This is a genomic window from Methylobacterium sp. J-068 (assembly GCF_022829445.1).
GTDB lineage: Bacteria > Pseudomonadota > Alphaproteobacteria > Rhizobiales > Beijerinckiaceae > Methylobacterium.
On the sequence record NZ_JAKSXY010000071.1, the window covers coordinates 1 to 17984 of the forward strand.

Below are 17984 nucleotides of genomic sequence, written 5' to 3' on the forward strand. Positions count from 1 at the left end.
CTTGCCGGTCAGGTGGACCCGCGAACCCGAGACCTCGACGGTCTTCTGGTCGAGGTTCACGATCAGGTCGCCGGTGGTGATCACCGACTGGGCGTGACCCTTCGAGCGGCGGACGATCGCGTGGATGCGGGCGACGAGTTCGTCCTTGTGGAAGGGCTTGGTGAGGTAGTCGTCGGCGCCGAAGCCGAGGCCCTTCACCTTGTCCTCGATGCCGGCCATGCCGGACAGGATCAGGATCGGGGTCTTCACCTTGGCGACGCGGAGGTTCCGCAGCACCTCGTAGCCCGACATGTCGGGCAGGTTCAGGTCGAGCAGGATGATATCGTAATCATACAGCTTGCCGAGATCGATCCCCTCCTCACCGAGGTCGGTGGTGTAGGTGTTGAAGCTCTCGGACTTGAGCATCAGTTCAATGCTCTGCGCGACGGAGGCGTCGTCCTCAATAAGCAGCACGCGCATGGCAACGATCCTTGAAAGGTTGAGGCATTCTGAACGCGCGTCGGCAATAAATCGTTAAGGTCCTACCGCAGTTGGACGTAGCAACGGCCACGGACGCCGAGACAAGGTGCGTGTACATCCGGCGTCACCCTGGCCCTGCTTCGGCGCGTTCTCGGTGAAGTCGCGTAGGGCTCCCCCGGGGCGAAGGCGAGCGGGACGAATACGCCCTGGGCGATGGCGGTGCGGTCCTTGAACCAGCGCTGGGCGTAGCGGCGCACGCTGTCGTAGCCGCCCGTGAAGCCGTCCTGGCGCAGGATCTCGAACAGGCGGACGTAGCTGAGGCGCTGACGCTTGGGTTTGGCCAGCTCCTCAACCAGCAGCGCCTCCAATGGGGCGACGTGGCTGTCGAGTTGTGGACGAGGCTGGCGCTGGCGCTTGTAGGCGAATGCGGTCGTGTCCGAACGTAAAGCCTTGCGCACCACCTTACGCGACAGCCGCAGCGTGCGGGAGATCTCCCGGATGCTGTGTTGGTCGCGAAACATCCGTCGGATCTTGCCGATGGTCTCCACAATCATCATCCCGGCTGGCTCCCACCCGTAGCTGGGTGGGAACATGAAGGAGAATGCCGGGGGTGGGTCCCATTTGGACGCCGATCAGCCCGTCAGCCGGGTCCTTCTTCCACGCCGATACTCACCCAGCACTACGCCGTCGTCTCGCGGGTGACATATCGGTTGGTGCTTCGACATCTAAAACACCGGCCCTCACGGCGTTGGTAGCCACCCCTTTCCGCCAGGGCCTTCGTCTCGCGGGCCACCTCGTTGTAGGGGATCGCAAAGCTTTCTGACAGGCAATGGTCGCAGAAGGCTCGCGGGCGTTCTGACTTGAGCAGGGCGGGAATGCGTAGACCCACCAACGTAGGTGGCCGTGTAGGCATCGTGGCCACGTCATCAGCCCCAGCTTCGAGAGCGGGACTGAGCAACCTCCCGGAGAAGCAACGCACAAACGGCTACGATGGGCCCGCCGATGGGCCGACAATCACGTATGTGCGAATGATATAATCGCCTCCCGCTTACGCTGCCTCGGACTGTGCGGGCTGGATGCTGGCAAGCTTCGGCCCGATCTCAGCGAGCAAGGTCTCGCTCTCGAAATGGGTCTGGAGGTTGAGCCAGAACTGATGCGACGTCCGGAAGTAGCGGGCCAGCCGTAGGGCCGTGTCCGTGCTGATGCCGATCTCCTCCTTCACGATGCGCTCGATGCGAGAGCGGGGGAGGTCCAGTGCCTTCGCGACGGCGCCGGCACTGAGGCCGAGCGGCGCCATGAACTCCTCTCGCAGAATTTCGCCGGGGTGCACGGGGGGCAGGGCCTCCATGCTGTCGGCGTCATCGAAAGTCTGGCGCAGGATCTCGATGGTATCGAGAGTGTCAGACATTGGCGCGTGCCCTCCTTGGCTTCCGGCGCAAATCTCAGTGGTAGTCGGTGAACTCGACCCGCTCTGGCCCCGCATCCGTCCAGATGAAGCAGAGCCGGAATTGATCGTTGACCGCGATGGCGTGCTGCCCTGCCCTGTCGCGGTCCAGCGAGTGCAGCTTGTTCGAGAGCGGCGCCTTCAGGTCATCCAGCGCTGCTGCGGCGTTGAGCATCGTGAGCTTTCGCCGCGCGGCCTTGAAGAGGTCGGCCGGAAAGCCTTTCGGGCAGCGGCCGTTGAAGACCGCTTCCGTCGTCCGATCATAGAAACTTCGGATCATCGCGCGGCTCGCGTTGCACTCGCTGCAACATGTATCACCCACTGCAACGTGTCGGTCAAGCGAATTGCTCCACTCGCTGCAACATTGAGCCTCCTTCGTGCTGAGGTGGGTCCTTGATAATCCACCTTTCCACGAATGAAGGATCAGCTACATCACGCCGCTTCGTGCCAGCGCACGAGGTTCGCCGCCGCACTCCGGCTGAGGCCGAACCGGCCCCGGAGCGTCAAGACAGATCGCTGGAGGGCACAGCCTTCCCCCCGAACTCCTCGACCACACTCCGCAGCTTCGCGTCGTCGCTCACGAGCGTAGCGCCGAGTTTGATCGCCGTTTCGGCAATGACGATATCGCGGATTTGGTTGAGGTTCTGGCGACGTGGCTTCCCGTCGATCTCCTTCAGACGGCTCAGCATCCGGGGAGTTGCCGTTGGCCCTCGTCGCCCCGACCTGGGTTCTGGCTGACACGGCTCACTCCGGTACCCGCCCGGTGCGTCAGGCGAGGACGGAGCGGCGCTCAAGGCTGAGACAACTCGGCTGATCGCCGAGCTTGATGAGCACCGCGACGCGATCGAGCGCCATGTGCAGGGCCGGGCCTGATCCGATGAGCAATGTGCACACCTTCGCCCCGCGCCGGCCGGTGGCTGCCCCCGCCCCTCTGCCGGTGCCCTCCCCGGCCGAAATGCGGGCTCAGATCGAGGAGGCGGCGCAAGCCGCCCTCGACACCGCCGACCGGCTGATTGCCCTCCTCGACCGCCTCGACGGTGATGCAGATCGGGAGGATGGCGCCGATGCAGAACCGTCCCTCGGTGCGCCAGAGAACCATCACGCCTCGCAGATCGTCTGGCTGCGCGGCTCCTCCTCCGACACCGAACAGGATGCCGCCCGATGAAAACCCGTCTCACGATGCGCGCCGCCCTGGCGCTCGGCCTTCCCGCTGTCGCTCGCGGCCTGGGCCGCTTGAAGCGGATGCGGTGCGCCCTCCTCCGCGATGCCGGGCACGAGGCCGAGCGCGGGAACGTCATCACGGCCACCGTGCTCGTGGCACTCTATGTGGTGGCCCTGTGATGCGCGTCGTTCCCGCGATCCCGCAATCCGAGCCCCTGCCGTCCTTAGCCGGGCTCGTCCGAATAGGCTTTGAGATGTGGCGGCTTCGGCGGATCACGGCGGGCCTCAACCGGGCCACGGTGCTCGGCGATGCCAATGCGGCGCGCCGCTGGCTTGCTCGGGTGGATCGCGCCCTAGCCGATTTCGACCGTGCGCAGGATCGCCTACGCCCTAGGCGCCGGCCGCGCTAGTTTATCCTGCATCCCTGCATTTCTGCATTCCGCTAAACCGTAAGCCCGGTTCTCCTGTTTTCAGGGGAGCCGGATTTCCGCGTTGCCGGGCTATTTTTTCACTGGTTGCCGACGCTCGACCACGGGCGGCTTGCGGTGCTTAATCAGGACATCGTTGAACGCCTCGACCATGAGAGTTTCGAGCGGCACGTCCCGGTCCTGGGCGAGGCGGGACATTTCCAGCCAGCCGGCGCGGTTGACCCGAACCTGCATCGTCTTGAGGTCGGAGAGGCCTGCTGCCAGCGGCTCGGCCTGGGCGTGGCCCTGTTCGGGCTCGGCTTGCCCCTGTAGTTCGACGGGCTCGGGCGGGCGGTTCTTGCTCTCGACCAGCCCCATCAGGTTCGGACGCTTGGGTGCTGCCATGGTTCGCGGCTTTCAGGGTTGGCGGGATGACGGAATGCAGGATTGCCTGGTTTCCTCAGATATGAGGAGGCCCTAGGGCTTGCGTGGGAAGGCGCGGGCCAGCTCGGACACGGCCGACCACATGGCCCCGATCTCGGCGGCGGCCCGGCTGTCGGGATCGTATTCGTTGACGCTCTGTCCGCTGATGAGCGCATGCGAGAGGCTGGCGCGCTGGGATACTTGGCCCGGCAGGACGGGGGCGCCCATGCCGGCGAGCACGGCGCGGGCCTCGGCCACGATAGAGGTCTCGGCCTCGCGTGTGATCGGGGGCGCCGCATTGATGACGCACGCGATCGGCGCCTTGAGGCTTCGGGCCATCGCCAGGGTTGCGGCGACTGCATCGAGATCAAAAGGACCAGGCCGGACAGGAACAACCGTCACGGTCGCGCGGGACATCATCGAGGCGGTTAGAGCGGCGTTGTGCGGCGGGCTATCGATGACGGCCCATGCGATCCCATCGGCTCGGGCCGCGTCCAGGGTCGCGCCGATCGTGTTGCCGTCCGCCTTGGCGAGTAGCGGCGTCTCAGACTCGCGCCGCTTGTACCAGAACGAAAGCGAGCCCTGCGGGTCCGCGTCGATCAGGAGGGTTCGGCCGTCGCGCTGGGCTAGGGCTCCGAAGTGAGCAGCGAGGGTGCTTTTGCCGCTGCCACCCTTTTGCGTCGCGATCAGGATCACATGCATTGCGGTTTCCCGGCGGTGAGGGGGCGAGGCATCCCGGCATGATGCGTGAGCGGCATTAAGGGATTGCTGCCCTCATGGGAACCGGCGATGCGGAACCGCGCTCTACCGCTTTACAGGGATGCAGGCTTGCAGGGATACCGGATTTCAGTTGCTTCAGGTTGGTGATGCTGTAGCTTGGGATAAGGGTTATTCTCCCAAGTTTCAGACAAGCCGGGTCGCAACGGCGGTGAGGAAATGAAGCCAGGACTATATTCGGTACGAGCGCCCGAGAAGCCGGCCTATGGAACGCCGTGCAATGGCTGTGGTCTCTGCTGCGCGGCCGAGCCCTGCGGGATCTCGCGCCAGTTCATCCCCAATCACCCGGAGGAGGGGCCTTGCCTCGCAATGGAGTTCAAGGCTGGGCGCTTCGTCTGCGGCATGATCCGCCGGCCAGGGCACTACATGCGGCTCCCAGATTGGGCGGACGGCATCCTGGGCAGCATGATCGCAAAAGCCCTCGGGGCAGGGAAGGGCTGTGATGCCGACGACATCGAAGGCTAAGTTGAGCTTAGGGCGTGCCGTGGTGGCATCCCCTTTAGACGTTGGCGAAAACTTTGCGCCAGCGTTAGTCGCGGAGCCTGCCAGCCTCCCGGCCGAGACGGCTGCGATCGTCCAGGCTTACCAGCGCGCCAGCAAGGCCGGCTCCACCGTGCGGGCCTACAGGTCCGACGCTGTGGTGTTCGCGGCATGGTGCCAGCGGTACGGCTTCCGGTCGCTTCCGGCGTCGCCCGAAGCTGTGGCGGCGTTCCTGGCGTCCGAGGCGGATGCAGGCCGGGCCGCCTCGACCATCGGCCGGCGCTGCGCCGCGATCCGCTACGCGCACAAGCTGGCAGGAGAGGCGGACCCGACCGACAACGAGGACGTTCACGCGCTCCTCAAGGGCATTCGGCGAACGGTCGGCACGGCGCCGAACCAAAAGACCGCCGCGACCGTGGAAATCGTCTCGGCTCTGCTGATGCGGACCCCCGACACCCTGACGGGAAAGCGGGATCGGGCACTGCTGGCGCTCGGGTTCGCGGGTGCCTTCCGGCGCTCCGAGTTGGTCGCTCTCGACGTGGCGGACCTGCGCGAGGATAAAGACGGGCTGCGCGTAATTGTCCGGCGTTCAAAGACGGACCAGGAGGGCAAAGGCTTTGAAAAGGCGATCCCGCATGGCCGCTTCATCCGGCCGGTCGCCTTGATCTGTGAATGGCTCGATGCCGCCGGGATCACAGATGGGCCGGTTTTTCGGCCGGTGTCCCGGTCGGGGAGGGTGCGGGGTCTCGCCAACTTGGCGACTCCTCGCCTCACAACGCAGTCCGTGGCCGACATCGTGAAGCGGTACGCTACCGCCGCCGGTCTCGACGCATCGACCTTTGGGGCGCACTCGCTGCGGGCTGGCTATATCACGACGGCGGCCGAGCGAGGCGCTGATCTCGCGCGGATCATGGACCAGTCAGGGCATCGGGACCCACGCACGGTCGTTGGCTACATCCGCCGCGCCAACGCCTTCAAGGATCACAGCGGCGGCAGCTTCCTGTAGAAATACCGCATGTGAAAACAAAAACGCCTAGAATCACTTGGCCGCCCTAGTTTATGAAGAAAATCCGCTCACCTGGGAGGAATTTGATCAATAACCAAACGTATTGTGCATTTATTAAATATATAGATTATTTATTTCAAAACAAATATGGGCGCGTCTAATAATGATAGAAGATTTATTTTGGATTTCTGATGCTCAATGGGAAATAATTACGCGATATCTTCCAAATTCAAAGACACGCCGGATAGACGAGCGTGTAATTTTATCTGGAATTTTACATGTTTTATTGAGTGGCTGTCGTTGGCCAGATTGCCCAAAGGCTTATGGATCGCACAGCACCATCTATCAGAACTTCCGTCTCTGGCGACATCGCCCCTTCTGGATGCAAATGCTTCTTGCACTCGCCGAGGCTGGTTGGGTCAGAGAAGCACGTGCCCTCGATCCACTCGCTATCAGCCTCTCTAGGCCAGCTCGGCACGGCCGGAAAATTGATCGCAACTGGCGTCGAACTAATCGCAAATGGCTATCGGAACGGACCGAACGGGTTTCCGATACCCCTGTAGAGTGAAAGCCCCGTTAGACCGGGGCCTTCCTTGATACGTTCTTTCTTCACCACTTGTAAGCGAGGCTTGCAATCACGCGGCGTGCGTCGCCGTAGAAACAGGAATTTACGGCATTGCAGGAGGAAACGAAGCGTCGGTCGCCAATATTGGTAGCGTTCACTGCTAAGCGCCAATTCTCCCAGTTGTAATGCACCTGAGCGTCGAAGAGAACGTAGTCTGGAACCCTGAAGGAGTTAAGCGTATCAGCGTAAGATCGACCAATATAGCGTACACCACCACCGAAGCCAAAACCTCGGAAATCCCCGACCGGAACGGTGTAGTCGAGGAAGAGTGATGCAAAATTGTCTGGGGTAGCGACTGGAACTTTGCCGATCGTCGTCGGGTCCGCACTTTTCTCAACGGTCAAGCCAAAGACCGTATATGCGGCAACAGCATTCAGACCCTCTGCAAGCGAGGCAGTAAACTGCGCTTCAAAGCCTGTAGAACGTACTTGACCGATTTGGGACTGAAAGAAAGTACCTGGAACCGGAGTCAGTACATTCGAGCGATGAATGTCGAACCCAGCAAGGGTCACGAAGTACCCCGCGCCCGGCGGTTCGAACTTGACGCCACCCTCAATCTGATTGCCAGTCTCAGGCTTGAACGCAATGTTGTTTGCGTCTGATCCAATCTGCGGCTGGAAGGATGTCGAATAGCTGACGTAAGGCGCAAGACCAAAATCGTAGTTATAGATTAGCGCCGTTCGATAAGTGAAAGCACTGTCATTACGACCGTTGGTATTGGTGGGATTGAGCCTATCGCGAACCACATTGTCGGCGAAATCCTGCCGGCCGCCAACCACCAAAGTCAAGCGATCAGTGAGCTTGATCTGATCCTGCGCGTAGAGACCGGTTTGCGTGAAAGTATCGGCATTGACCAAATAAGGAACCGGACTCGCGACCCGCTGCCCATAAACAGGGTTGCGAATGCTGATGTCAGGCCCTGGGAAGGTTGAAGCCTGCGTGTCGTGGAGCTGATAGTTCTTGTAGTCAACACCCAACAGCAGATCGTGTCGGAAGAAGCCGTCGAAAAAGCGAGCCTCAGCCTGATTGTCGACTTGGAAAAGGCCGACCTTGGCGCTGTCACGGAATTGATAGCGTGCAAGACGGGTTTCCGTAGCAGGATCGCTATAACCAATCTGGCCGATATATGAGTTCTGAAAGCTTTCTAGAAACGAATAACGCAGGTTTTGGCGGATCGTCCATGTCTCATCGAAGGCGTGCTCGAACTCATACCCAGCAAAGGCCTGATCGCGCCGGAAGGTGTTGAGACCAATGTCGCCGACGTTCAGAGAACGAGGGATACGCAAGCCGCTCAGGTTCGGTCGAACAGTGCCGGAATAAGGCAAGAAATTCGAGGTGACAGCAGTGTTATCGTGCTGATAGCTCGATAAGAAAGTAAATTTTGTTGCTCCATCCGGTTTATAGGTAAAGGATGGCGCGATGTAGACCCGATCATCGGGAGCACCATTGACCTGCGTTCCACCGGTGTGGCCAATACCAGTCAACCGATAGAACCAATGCCCTGAGTCGTCAGCTGGGCCGCTCAGATCGAACGCCGCATAGCCCTGCCCGAACGAACCACCGCCGACCTCGACGTAGCGGAGCGGTTCGAGCGTCGGACGCTTCGAGACTTGGTTGATGAGGCCACCGGGAGTGCCTGCGCCGAAGAGCACCGCAGCCGGTCCACGAAGAATTTCGATGCGCTCAAGCCCAAACGTATCGATTTTGAAGTAGCCGAATCCGTAGTTCAGGAGCTGCAGGCCGTCACGATAGAGGCCATAATCGCTCGCCACGAAACCGCGTAGGTTAAAATAATCGATACGCGAGTCCGCTCCGAAGGTGCCAGAGTAGAGACCTGGAACATACTGCGTTGCCTGCGTCAGAGTCTGTGCTTTCTGCGCGTCGATCTGCTCGCGACCAACGACGCTGATCGATTGCGGTGTTTCAATTAGTGGGGTGTTGGTCTTGGTAGCCGTCGCTGACCGTGTCGCGACATAGCCGGAAACCGGCCCTGTCGGGCTTTCAACGGAGCGAACCGCTGTTCCCGCGTCTCTCCCATTGCCGGCGCCGCGTCCGCTACCCTGCACGTTCAGCTCTTGGAGTTGAACGGTTGCCTCGGCAGGAGGATTGGACACACCGCGTCGAGGTGACGTTGCCTCCTGAGCCGCTGCTCCAACGACGAGGCTCAGAAGAGACACTCCTGCCAGGGCAGAAAGAGCAACAGCACCATGTGGATGCCGGGATGTGACGATCTGGATCGGCTTCATGGGGGCTGCTCTGGAATGCGCGCACCAAGACACGTCTCCAGGATTGGAGAACGTAGTTTTTAGTAATACTAAACTGCTGCGGCCGTTAGATTTTCTGTCTTTTCCCGCTACGTCCAAGCGGCGGCGTTCACAAGGGCGCCGGCGGATTGAATTCACTTATGTGACCGTTCTGCAACGACGCGCTGACAATTGGGACCACCGGCCGCGCCGCCCTTAGGGTGTGTCATCGCTTGAGCCAGTGGAGGGCGGCGGCGAGGTAGAGGACGCCCATGAAGCTGATGGCGGTCTTCTCGTAGCGGGTGGCGATGGCGCGCCATTCCTTGAGCCTGGCCCAGAGGCGCTCGACCTGGTTGCGGTTGTTGTAGATCCAATCTGGGCAGGCGACGGGCGCCTCGTGGCGTTGGGGCGGGATCGCGGGCCGCGCACCTATGTCCCAGATGTGCTCACGAAAGGTGTGGCTGGTGTAGCCCCGGTCTCCGACGACCCACTTGGGCACACCCGGAAGCTGGTCGAGCAGCGGAACCGCATGGGGCAGTTCATGGGCCTGACCGGGCGCCAGCCGGAACGCGATGGCGCGGCCCTGTCCGTCGGCGATCACGCAAGCCTTGGTCCCATAGCCGCCACGCGAGCGGCCAAGAGCTTCACGATGATCTCGCTCGGCCCCAGATCCCCCCTTTTGGCGGCCCCTGCCGCCTTTTGGTGCGCCCGCACGTTCGTGCCGTCCAGGAACACCATTCCGAGCTGGACGCCGCGCTCCTGCACGAGGCTGAGAAGGCGCTCCCAGACGCCGGCACGCGACCAGCGGATGAAGATCTGCGCAGCCCGCCACCAGGGACCCAATTCCTGCGGAACGGCCCGCCACTTGGCCCCGTTCTGATGCCGCCAGAGGATCGCCGAGAGCGTGCGCCTGAGATCCTGCGGAGGCGTCTTGGCCTTGGGCCGGCAGGCCTCGACCAAGGGCTCCAGTTCAGACCATTGCGCGTCGCTCAGCATCGTCCCTCCTGCCTCAGAGAAACGAAAACGCAAGCCCAGCCAATCCGTCCAGGCGACGACAGGCCCTAGGTGGTCGCACAGGCAGCCTAGGCGCTCGTGCCGCGCCATGAGCCGGAGAAGCTCCGCCTCAGAGATAAGTCCGGAAGGCTCCGCGGGAGGCGTGGGGAGGACGGAAGGCTCCAGCGAGTTCATCGGCTGATCCTGATTGCGAAACGTTCGTTGATCACATCGGCGCCGGGTACGGTGGAGCGAAAGGGCTCCCCCGTATCCGTCCCTGTCGCAGTCAGTGCATCGGCACCATGGCGGCGTCCGGCATCGGCATCATGTTCGCGTTGAGATGATACATCACCCAGACGGACCCGCCGATAGTCAGCACCACGATCACTGCGGTGAACAGGAAGGCAAGCAGCGTCCAGCCCCCCTCGGAACGCGTGTCGAGATGGAGGAAGCTCACGACGTGGACGGTGATCTGGATCAGCGCGAGCGCGAAGATGACCGCTGCCATCACCGTGGGGTTTGGCAGAGCCTTTGACATGACAAGCCAGAACGGAATCACGGTGAGCAGGATCGAGAGCGCGACACCGATCCGGTAGGCGCGGCGGCTGCCGTGCCCGTGGGTAGACTCGGGCGCCCCCAAATTGGTGTCGGACGGCGTGTGGAGGGAATGGGGGCTCACCGGATCACTCCAAAAAGGTAGACGAAGTTGAAGACGCCGATCCAGATGATGTCGAGGAAGTGCCAGAACATCGACAGGCAGATGATTCGGCGCTTCATCTCGCCCGTGAGCCCATGCTGTCTGAGCTGGACCAGCATCGTGGCGATCCAGATTAGCCCGACGGTGACGTGCGCGCCGTGGGTCCCAACTAGGGTGAAGAAGGCCGAGAGGAACGCGCTGCGCTGCGGGCCGGCCCCCTCCTGGACGAGGTGGGCGAACTCGTAGAATTCGATGCCAACGAAAGCTGCTCCCAGGAGCCCCGTGACTGCGAGCCAGGTCCGTGTCGGGCCGACTCGGCCGGCCTCCATGTGTGGGATGGCCTGCCCGAAGGTGATGGACGAGGCGAGCAGGAGGGCGGTGTTGAGGGCAACCAGCGGCAGGTCGAAGAGCTGTCGCGGGCCGGGGCCGCCGGCATAGCTGGTGCTGACTACGCCGAACATCGCGAACAACGAGGCAAAAATGAGCGCATCGCTCATTAGATAGATCCAGAAACCCAAGACCGTGGCGCCCCCGCCGTGGTCGTGCTCCTCCCGCTCGGTGGGATGCCAGCGGATGTCGGTCTCGCGAATGTCGTGTGCGCGATCGGTCATCTCAGGCCCCCATGCTCGGCTGCGGCTGCCGTCTGCCCTCCGTTGAGGCGACCTCGCCGGCAGGAATGAAGGTGTCGCGCTTGAGATTAAAGGTGTGTCCGACCGACACCGCGAGCAGGGCGAGGACGCTGATGAGCGCAAGCCACCAGATGTACCAGACCATGCCGAAGCCGAGAGTGAACGCCAGTGCGGAGAGGATCACGCCCGTGCCGGTGTTTTTCGGCATGTGAATCGGGCGAAAGCCACCCGCGGGCCTCTGGTAGCCGCGGGACTTCATATCGTACCAGGCGTCGAGGTCGTGCACGACGGGCAGGAAAGCGAAGTTGTAGGCGGGCGGCGGCGAGGTGGTGGACCATTCGAGGGTCCGGCCGTCCCAGGGATCGCCAGTGGCGTCGTGCAGCTCGGCGCGCTTCACGAAGCCCATGACGATGCTCATCACAAAGCCGAGGATACCCACGAGGATGATGAGGCCGCCGATGGCGGCGATGACGAAGTAGGGCTGCAGGCTGGGGTCGTCGAAGTGCCGGACCCGACGGGCGGTGCCCATCAGCCCCACAACGTAGATCGGCGTCCAGGCAACCCAGTAGCCGACGACCCACCCCCAGAAGGCGACCTTGCCCCAGAATGGATCGAGCTTGAAGCCGAAGGCCTTGGGAAACCAGTAGACGATGGCCGCAAACAGGCCGAACACGACACCGCCGATGATGACGTTGTGGAAGTGCGCCACGAGGAAGAGCGAGTTGTGAAGTACGAAGTCCGCGGGCGGGATCGCGAGGAGCACGCCGGTCATGCCGCCGACCACGAAAGTCAGCATGAAGGCGACCACCCACATCATCGGCAGTTCGAACCGGATGTCACCGCGATACATCGTGAACAGCCAGTTGAAGATCTTGGCGCCCGTCGGGATCGAGATTACCATCGTAGCGATGCCAAAGAAGCTGTTCACGCTCGGGCCAGCACCCATCGTGAAGAAGTGGTGCAGCCAGACGAGATAGGACAGAATTGTGATGACGACGGTGGCGTAGACCATCGACGAGTAGCCAAAGAGACGCTTGCCGGAGAAGGTAGAAGTGATCTCGGAATAGATGCCGAACGCGGGCAGCACGAGGACGTAGACTTCCGGGTGACCCCAGATCCAGACCATGTTCCAGTACATCATCGGCGCGCCGCCGAGGTCGTTGGTGAAGAAGTTGGTGCCGACATAGCGATCGAGCATCAGCAGGAAGAAGGCCGCGGTGAGTGCGGGGAAGATCGCGATCGCCAGCACGTTCGAGCAGAGCGCGGTCCAGCAGAACACTGGCAGCTTCATCATGGTCATGCCGGGCGCACGCATCTTGATGATGGTGGCGACCATATTGATCGCCGACAGCGTCGTGCCCACCCCGGCGATCTGCAGCGACCAGAGATAGTAGTCGACCCCCGTGTCCGGGCTGTAGGCGAGCCCGGCCAGCGGCGCATAGGAGAGCCAGCCCGTGCGTGCGAATTCGCCCACGAACAGCGAGATCATGGTGAGCGCCGCCCCGGCGACGGTGAGCCAGAAGCTCAGGTTGTTCAGGAAGGGGAAGGCGACGTCGCGCGCTCCGATTTGGAGCGGCATCACGTAGTTGATGATGCCCACCACCAGGGGGATCGCCACGAAGAAGATCATGATCGTCCCATGAGCGGTGAAGATCTGATCGTAATGGTGCGCAGGTAGATATCCCTCGTTCGCGCCGAAGGCGATCGCCTGCTGCGCGCGCATCATCAACGCGTCTGCAAAGCCCCTCAGCAGCATGATGATGCCGAGGATGACGTACATGATGCCGATCTTCTTGTGATCGACGCTGGTGAACCACTGGGTCCAGAGGTAGCCCCAGAGGCGGAACCACATCACCGCCCCCACGAGGACGAGACCGAGCAGCGCGACGGTGATGAAGGTGCCGAACAGGATCGGCTCGTGGATCGGGAAGGATTCCCAGGTCAAACGCCCGAAGATCGTTTTGAGGTGAATGTCGGTCATGACGGTCCCGATCGGGAGGGATCAGTTCTGCTTCACATGCCGGGCATGGAAGAGGGATGGACGGCGTGTGAGTGGATTACTGGTGGTCGCGGTTGTACGCGCTGCCTGGTTCGAGGCCGCCCGGAGGATCGGATTGTGTGGGCTTGGTGACGTTCGGGCCGGAGCCCTTCTCCTCCGGCGCCCTCTGCAGCGCGGGCTTGGGCTTATCCCCAACCAGCGGCTCGGGCCCACATCGCGGCATGTCGGGTAGCCCGTGGGCATGCCCGGCGCTCGTCTCCATATCGCGGCGCATGACATCGACCATGCAGGGCTTGCCTGGCTCGATGCAGCGGTTGACGGCACGGTCGAAGAGCCCTTCTTCCACAGAGGCAAAGCGCATCACCGACACCCGCTCGCTCGGCTTGACCAACTCGACAAGGTCCGGAAGCGCGAGGCCGACGCCCGAGGCCTTCAACTCCGCCACCCAGCGTTCGAAGTCGGGCCCCTCGACGCCACGCAGCTTGAAGCGCATGTCGGAATAGCCGCGGCCCGAGTAGTTACCCGAGTAGCCCCAGCTCTCCCCGGGCTTGTTGAGCACGGCGTTCAACTCTGAGCGCATAGCCGGCATAGCGTAGATCATGCCGGCGAGCGTCGGCGCGTAGAACGTATTGAACTGGTCCGTAGAGGTGATCGAGAAGCGCACCGGCACGTTCACCGGCAGCGCGAGTTCGTTGACCGTCGCTACGCCGAGATCCGGGTAGATGAACAACCACTTCCAATCGAGCGCCACAACCTGGACATTCAGCGGCTTAGTATCGGGTGGCACAGGCACGCCCGGCGCGAGGCGCTCCAGGGGGCGGAACGGATCGAGCAGGTGCGTGCTCGTCCAGGTCACCGCGCTCAGCGCGATGATGATGAGGAGCGGGCAGGACCAGATCACCAGTTCGAGCGTCGTCGAATGGTCGAAATGGGGGTCGTAGACCTTGTCTGGATTGCCCCGCCTGTACCTCCAGGCGAACAGTACCGTCAGTGCCATCACCGGGACGATGATGAGCAGCATGACGCCAACCGAGAACAGGATCAGGTTGCGTTGCTGAAGGGCTATGTCCCCGGTTGGATTCATCACCACCATGTCGCAGCCGCCAAGCAGGAAAGGCAGGACGGCGAGCGGGAAGCCGGAAACCCGGATCATGCGGTTGCATCCGGCGCTGGATCTTGAGCTGAACATGGCCGTCGGAATAGCCAACGCCGACCCCGTCGACTTTGACCACGGTCAAACCACCCCAGTTCGTCAGCCGCTATGGCCTCCTGGAGGTTCGAGGGCCGTCTAGCCGCCTAGGCCGAGGCGCGAGTCCGGACTGGACGAGAGGACAGAACGCATGGCCGTCACACCCGCCGGAGCCGCGAGCTCGACGCCGTTGGAGCGCGACGCGCGCCTTATCAACGCGCGGGAGCATGAGATCCGACCCGGTGAAATCGCGGTGGGCGTCATCATCGGACGATCGTCGGAATTCTTCGACTTCTTCGTCTACGCGATCGCCTCGGCCCTTGTGTTCCCGTCGCTGATCTTTCCCTACACCGACGCGCTCACCGGCACTCTCTACTCTTTTGCGATCTTCTCGCTTGCCTTCGTCGCCAGGCCCTTCGGCGCGCTCTTGTTCATGCGGATTGACCGTCGGCACGGACGGGGGGTTAAGCTGACGACGGCGCTCTTCCTGCTTGGAGGATCAACGGCGGCCATGGCGTTCCTGCCGAGCCATGAACAGGTTGGTGGTCTCGCCGCGATCTTCCTAGCTGTCCTGCGAGTGGGACAGGGGTTTGCGCAGGGTGGGACCTGGGACGGGCTACCTGCGCTGCTCACACTCAGCGCGCCGCAGGAGCGTCGCGGCTGGTTCAGGATGATTCCACAGCTCGGCGCGCCAATTGGCATGTTCGTGGCCAGCGCCTTGTTCGCGTTTCTGCTTTCTACGCTGAAGCCCGCGGATTTCCTCGACTGGGGCTGGCGTTACCCATTCTTCGTGGCCTTCGTCATCAATGTCGTGGCGCTGTTCGCCCGCCTGCGCCTGATCTCGACCCCTGAGTTCACACGTCTTTACGAGAGCCGGGATTTGCAGCCTTCCCCGCTCTCGGATCTAATCCGTGAGGAGGGGTGGACAGTCGTGCTCGGTGCATTCGCTCCGTTGGCGAGCTTCGCGCTGTTCCATCTCGTCACCGTGTTCCCGCTGTCCTGGGTCGTACTCACGAAAAGCGATGCTCCCTTACGCTTTCTGGTCATCGAGTTGGTTGGAGCAGCTGTAGGCCTTGTCACCATGGCGTTGTCGGGAGTGATCGCAGATCGCATTGGCAGTCGAAAGGTGCTTGGCGTATCCGCTGCCCTGATCGGGGCTTACAGCAGCTTCGCGCCGCGGCTACTTGGTGAAGGACCCGCCGGCGAATGGACCTACGTGCTGCTCGGATTTGGACTTCTTGGACTCGCCTTCGGCCAGTCTTCGGGCGCTTTGAACGGCAGCTTCTCGTCCAAGCACCGTTACACGGGTGGAGGTACGACAGCGACGGCGGCATGGTTCATCGGCGCCGGCTTCGCTCCGCTTGTTGCCCTACTTCTGGCAACCACCTTTGGACTAAGGTCAGTCGGCGTTTATCTTTTCTCGGGAGCGGTGTGTACGCTGGTGGCGCTTGCGCTAAACCGTGGGCGGCACGGTGATTTGCTTCGATAACGTTCTTTTGATTCAAAAATACAAGCATCCAGGTGAACGATGGGCGCTAATCGGCCAGACTAGCTTAAACTCGACATGCGCAAGCTGCATAACTCAATAGTGTCGGCTATCCGGTCGTTTTCCAGACAATCTCGCGTGCTACTTCCAACGCCCCCTACTGTTACGGGCTCATGCATAACGGTGCGGGAGCTGATGGCGTAACAGACGCCTACGGAAGGTTTTCAGCCATGCTGCTGGAAGGCGTGGAGATCGATCACGCCGGCAGTCTCACCCGGCCCGATCCAGCGCGGCAGGGCGGGGCCTGCCAGCGCGACCCGTAGAAAGACCACGCCCAAACAGCCGTCCCAAAGCGTGGCCGGCAGAACAGCTATACCGTCCGTCCAGCGCCAGGCGAAGGCGCCGTCCCGGTCGATGGTGTGGAAGCCGGTCTCGAGACGGGCATCGTCCAGCGCGATCTTCCGCGCGCCGGTCAGGCCGTCGTCCAGGGTGAGCGAAGCCAGCGAAACGCCGAGGCGCCGGTCGTCCGAAGAGCCGGGCATCACATGCGCGGGCACGCTCGTCTCCGAGACGAGGCGCACGTCGTGGGCATCCGCCGGCAGCACGAAGCGGGCGGTGAGGCCCCGCACGTCGGAGCGGATCACAACCCCGTCGGCTACAAGGTGCAGGCCGGCGAGCGGTTCGTCGACGAGGCGCCAGCCGAGTCCTTTGGCGCGCTCATCCAGTTCGGCGCGCACGAGGTCGACCAGCGCCCCGTCCTCGTGGAAGGGCCGGCAGAACGGGAGCGGACCCTCGGGCCGCGCGTCGGGCAGCGCCGCGAGGTCAGTGACGGCGGCATTGGCGAAGAAGCGGCGGTTGCCGCATTCGAGGTAGCTCTCGGCGGGCAGGTTCTCGGCCAGCAGGATGTCGTGGCCGTCGAGTTCGACGTGCCAGTAGGTGACGGTCTCGACCGGGACCTGGGCGATGGTGGTGCCGTTGATCAGCCGGCAGGCGGGGATCAGCACCTCGCCCATGAGATCGATACAGATGGCGTGCGCTGGCGAGACCAGGAGGTCGCGGGCTGGGCGGTTCTCGCCGAAGGCGTGCGCGGCGATGCGCACGGGCCAGACCTTGCGGGGCTCGGGATGACGGGCGCAGTCGGTCGTGCGATGTCCGAGCCAGCGGATGGGGCGGTGCTGGCCCGAGGCGGTCACGGCCATGTCGCCCACGGCCAGATCCTCGACGGGCACGTCGCGCGCGGTCCCGTCGCGCGTGATCCGGATCGCGGTGCCGGCGGCGTAGCAGACGGCATCGGCCACGAAGACGTCAGGGTTCCCGTTCGTGTCGGGGGCCACGAGGTTGGTGGCATTGCTCGTGAAAGCAACTCGCGCGCCATTGCCCGAAATTGAGGGGCTGCTGCTGGCGCCGCCGGTGGCCTGCGATCCGTCGCTCGCCACGGAGACGCGGGTGGTGGTGCCGGCGGTCAAATCTCGGACGAAGATGTCCTGCAGGTTGTTCGTGTCGCCGGCCACGAGGTTGGTCGCAGGGCTGGCGAAGGCGACGCGGGTACCATCTGCCGAAATCGAGGGGGTGCCACTGACAGCCGTGGCTTGTGATCCGTCGTTGGCCACGGAGACGCGGGTGGTGGTGCCAGCGCTCAAGTCTCGGACGAACACGTCGCCCGTGTTGTTCGTGTCGCCGGCCACGAGGTTAGTGGCTGCGCTCGTGAAGGCGACATGTGTGCCGTCGGCCGAGATCGCGGCAGTGACGCTGGCGCCGCCGGTGGCCTGCGATCCGGCGCTCGCAACGTTGACGCGGGTGGTGGTGTTGGCAGGTAGGTCTCGGACGAAGATAGCCTGCTGGCCGTTCGTGTCGCCTGCTACGAGGTTGGTGGCGTAACTCGTGTAGGTGCGCCGCTGCCCGCCGGCCCCACCACCCGCGTCTCCGTGGCGAGCGACGGATCGCAGGCCACCGGCGGCGCCAGCAG

Annotated in this window: 19 protein-coding genes; 5 read left to right on the forward strand and 14 right to left on the reverse strand. The window is 62.7% G+C overall.

What is annotated here, in order from left to right; all coding sequences use genetic code 11:
- From MKK54_RS10915 to MKK54_RS10935, 5 genes are all read right to left on the reverse strand, one after another.
- Window positions 1–459 (reverse strand): response regulator (locus MKK54_RS10915; protein ID WP_244010819.1); only part of this gene is annotated, 459 nt, incomplete at its 3' end.
- A gap of 62 nt (window positions 460–521) precedes the next feature.
- A complete protein-coding gene (locus tag MKK54_RS10920; RefSeq protein WP_244010820.1) occupies window positions 522–1016 on the reverse strand; it encodes a hypothetical protein in 495 nt (164 codons plus the stop codon).
- A gap of 491 nt (window positions 1017–1507) precedes the next feature.
- Window positions 1508–1867 (reverse strand): HigA family addiction module antitoxin, encoded by a 360-nt coding sequence (locus tag MKK54_RS10925; protein ID WP_244010821.1) that lies wholly within the window; start codon window positions 1865–1867, stop codon window positions 1508–1510.
- A 34-nt stretch (window positions 1868–1901) separates the two neighbouring features.
- Complete coding sequence (locus MKK54_RS10930) at window positions 1902–2183, reverse strand: type II toxin-antitoxin system RelE/ParE family toxin (protein WP_244010822.1); 282 nt, start codon at window positions 2181–2183, stop codon at window positions 1902–1904.
- Window positions 2184–2406: 223 nt separating this feature from the next.
- A complete protein-coding gene (locus MKK54_RS10935) occupies window positions 2407–2592 on the reverse strand; it encodes a hypothetical protein (protein ID WP_244010823.1) in 186 nt (61 codons plus the stop codon).
- 137 nt (window positions 2593–2729) lie between these two features.
- Between MKK54_RS10935 and MKK54_RS10940 the strand changes: the two genes are divergently transcribed.
- The gene (locus MKK54_RS10940; protein WP_244010824.1) at window positions 2730–3068 is read left to right on the forward strand and encodes a hypothetical protein; all 339 of its coding nucleotides are present in this window, start codon (window positions 2730–2732) and stop codon (window positions 3066–3068) included.
- Complete coding sequence (locus MKK54_RS10945; protein WP_244010825.1) at window positions 3065–3244, forward strand: hypothetical protein; 180 nt, start codon at window positions 3065–3067, stop codon at window positions 3242–3244. The genes MKK54_RS10940 and MKK54_RS10945 overlap by 4 nt, the downstream gene beginning before the upstream one ends.
- A 320-nt stretch (window positions 3245–3564) precedes the next feature.
- Here the strand turns inward: MKK54_RS10945 and MKK54_RS10950 are convergent, their stop codons facing one another.
- Both MKK54_RS10950 and MKK54_RS10955 read right to left on the reverse strand, forming a co-directional pair.
- Window positions 3565–3876: a hypothetical protein gene (locus tag MKK54_RS10950; protein WP_244010826.1), complete on the reverse strand. Its 312-nt coding sequence runs from the start codon at window positions 3874–3876 to the stop codon at window positions 3565–3567.
- Window positions 3877–3948: 72 nt separating this feature from the next.
- On the reverse strand, window positions 3949–4596 hold the full coding sequence (locus MKK54_RS10955) for a ParA family protein (RefSeq protein ID WP_244010827.1): 648 nt from the start codon (window positions 4594–4596) through the stop codon (window positions 3949–3951).
- A 517-nt stretch (window positions 4597–5113) separates the two neighbouring features.
- On the opposite strand from MKK54_RS10955, the gene MKK54_RS10960 reads away from it, so the two are divergent.
- Both MKK54_RS10960 and MKK54_RS24730 read left to right on the forward strand, forming a co-directional pair.
- A complete protein-coding gene (locus MKK54_RS10960; protein WP_244010828.1) occupies window positions 5114–6157 on the forward strand; it encodes a site-specific integrase in 1044 nt (347 codons plus the stop codon).
- A 163-nt stretch (window positions 6158–6320) separates the two neighbouring features.
- Window positions 6321–6725 (forward strand): transposase, encoded by a 405-nt coding sequence (locus tag MKK54_RS24730; protein ID WP_409564159.1) that lies wholly within the window; start codon window positions 6321–6323, stop codon window positions 6723–6725.
- A gap of 41 nt (window positions 6726–6766) precedes the next feature.
- Here the strand turns inward: MKK54_RS24730 and MKK54_RS10965 are convergent, their stop codons facing one another.
- The 6 genes from MKK54_RS10965 to cyoA all read right to left on the reverse strand — a co-directional run bounded on the left by MKK54_RS10965 (window position 6767) and on the right by cyoA (window position 14496).
- Entirely contained in the window at window positions 6767–9028 is a 2262-nt protein-coding gene (locus tag MKK54_RS10965; protein WP_244010829.1) for a TonB-dependent siderophore receptor, read from the reverse strand.
- A gap of 223 nt (window positions 9029–9251) precedes the next feature.
- Window positions 9252–10021 (reverse strand): IS5 family transposase gene (locus tag MKK54_RS10970; RefSeq protein WP_244010830.1). Its coding sequence is split into 2 segments (ribosomal slippage): window positions 9252–9706 and window positions 9706–10021, totalling 771 coding nucleotides; the frame shifts between segments, so codons are not numbered across the junction.
- A gap of 283 nt (window positions 10022–10304) precedes the next feature.
- Window positions 10305–10697, reverse strand: coding sequence for a cytochrome o ubiquinol oxidase subunit IV (cyoD, locus tag MKK54_RS10975; RefSeq protein ID WP_244010831.1), 393 nt, complete (start codon window positions 10695–10697; stop codon window positions 10305–10307).
- Window positions 10694–11326, reverse strand: coding sequence for a cytochrome o ubiquinol oxidase subunit III (cyoC, locus tag MKK54_RS10980; RefSeq protein ID WP_244010832.1), 633 nt, complete (start codon window positions 11324–11326; stop codon window positions 10694–10696). Before cyoC ends, cyoD begins: the two co-directional genes overlap by 4 nt.
- Window position 11327: 1 nt before the next feature.
- Complete coding sequence (cyoB, locus tag MKK54_RS10985) at window positions 11328–13325, reverse strand: cytochrome o ubiquinol oxidase subunit I (RefSeq protein ID WP_244010833.1); 1998 nt, start codon at window positions 13323–13325, stop codon at window positions 11328–11330.
- Window positions 13326–13401: 76 nt separating this feature from the next.
- Window positions 13402–14496, reverse strand: coding sequence for a ubiquinol oxidase subunit II (cyoA, locus tag MKK54_RS10990; RefSeq protein ID WP_244010834.1), 1095 nt, complete (start codon window positions 14494–14496; stop codon window positions 13402–13404).
- A 187-nt stretch (window positions 14497–14683) separates the two neighbouring features.
- On the opposite strand from cyoA, the gene MKK54_RS10995 reads away from it, so the two are divergent.
- Complete coding sequence (locus MKK54_RS10995; RefSeq protein WP_244010835.1) at window positions 14684–16021, forward strand: MFS transporter; 1338 nt, start codon at window positions 14684–14686, stop codon at window positions 16019–16021.
- Between the two features lie 221 nt (window positions 16022–16242).
- On the opposite strand, the gene MKK54_RS11000 is transcribed toward MKK54_RS10995, so the two are convergent.
- Window positions 16243–17984: Hint domain-containing protein (locus tag MKK54_RS11000; RefSeq protein ID WP_244010836.1), on the reverse strand; the 1742-nt coding region annotated here is incomplete at its 5' end.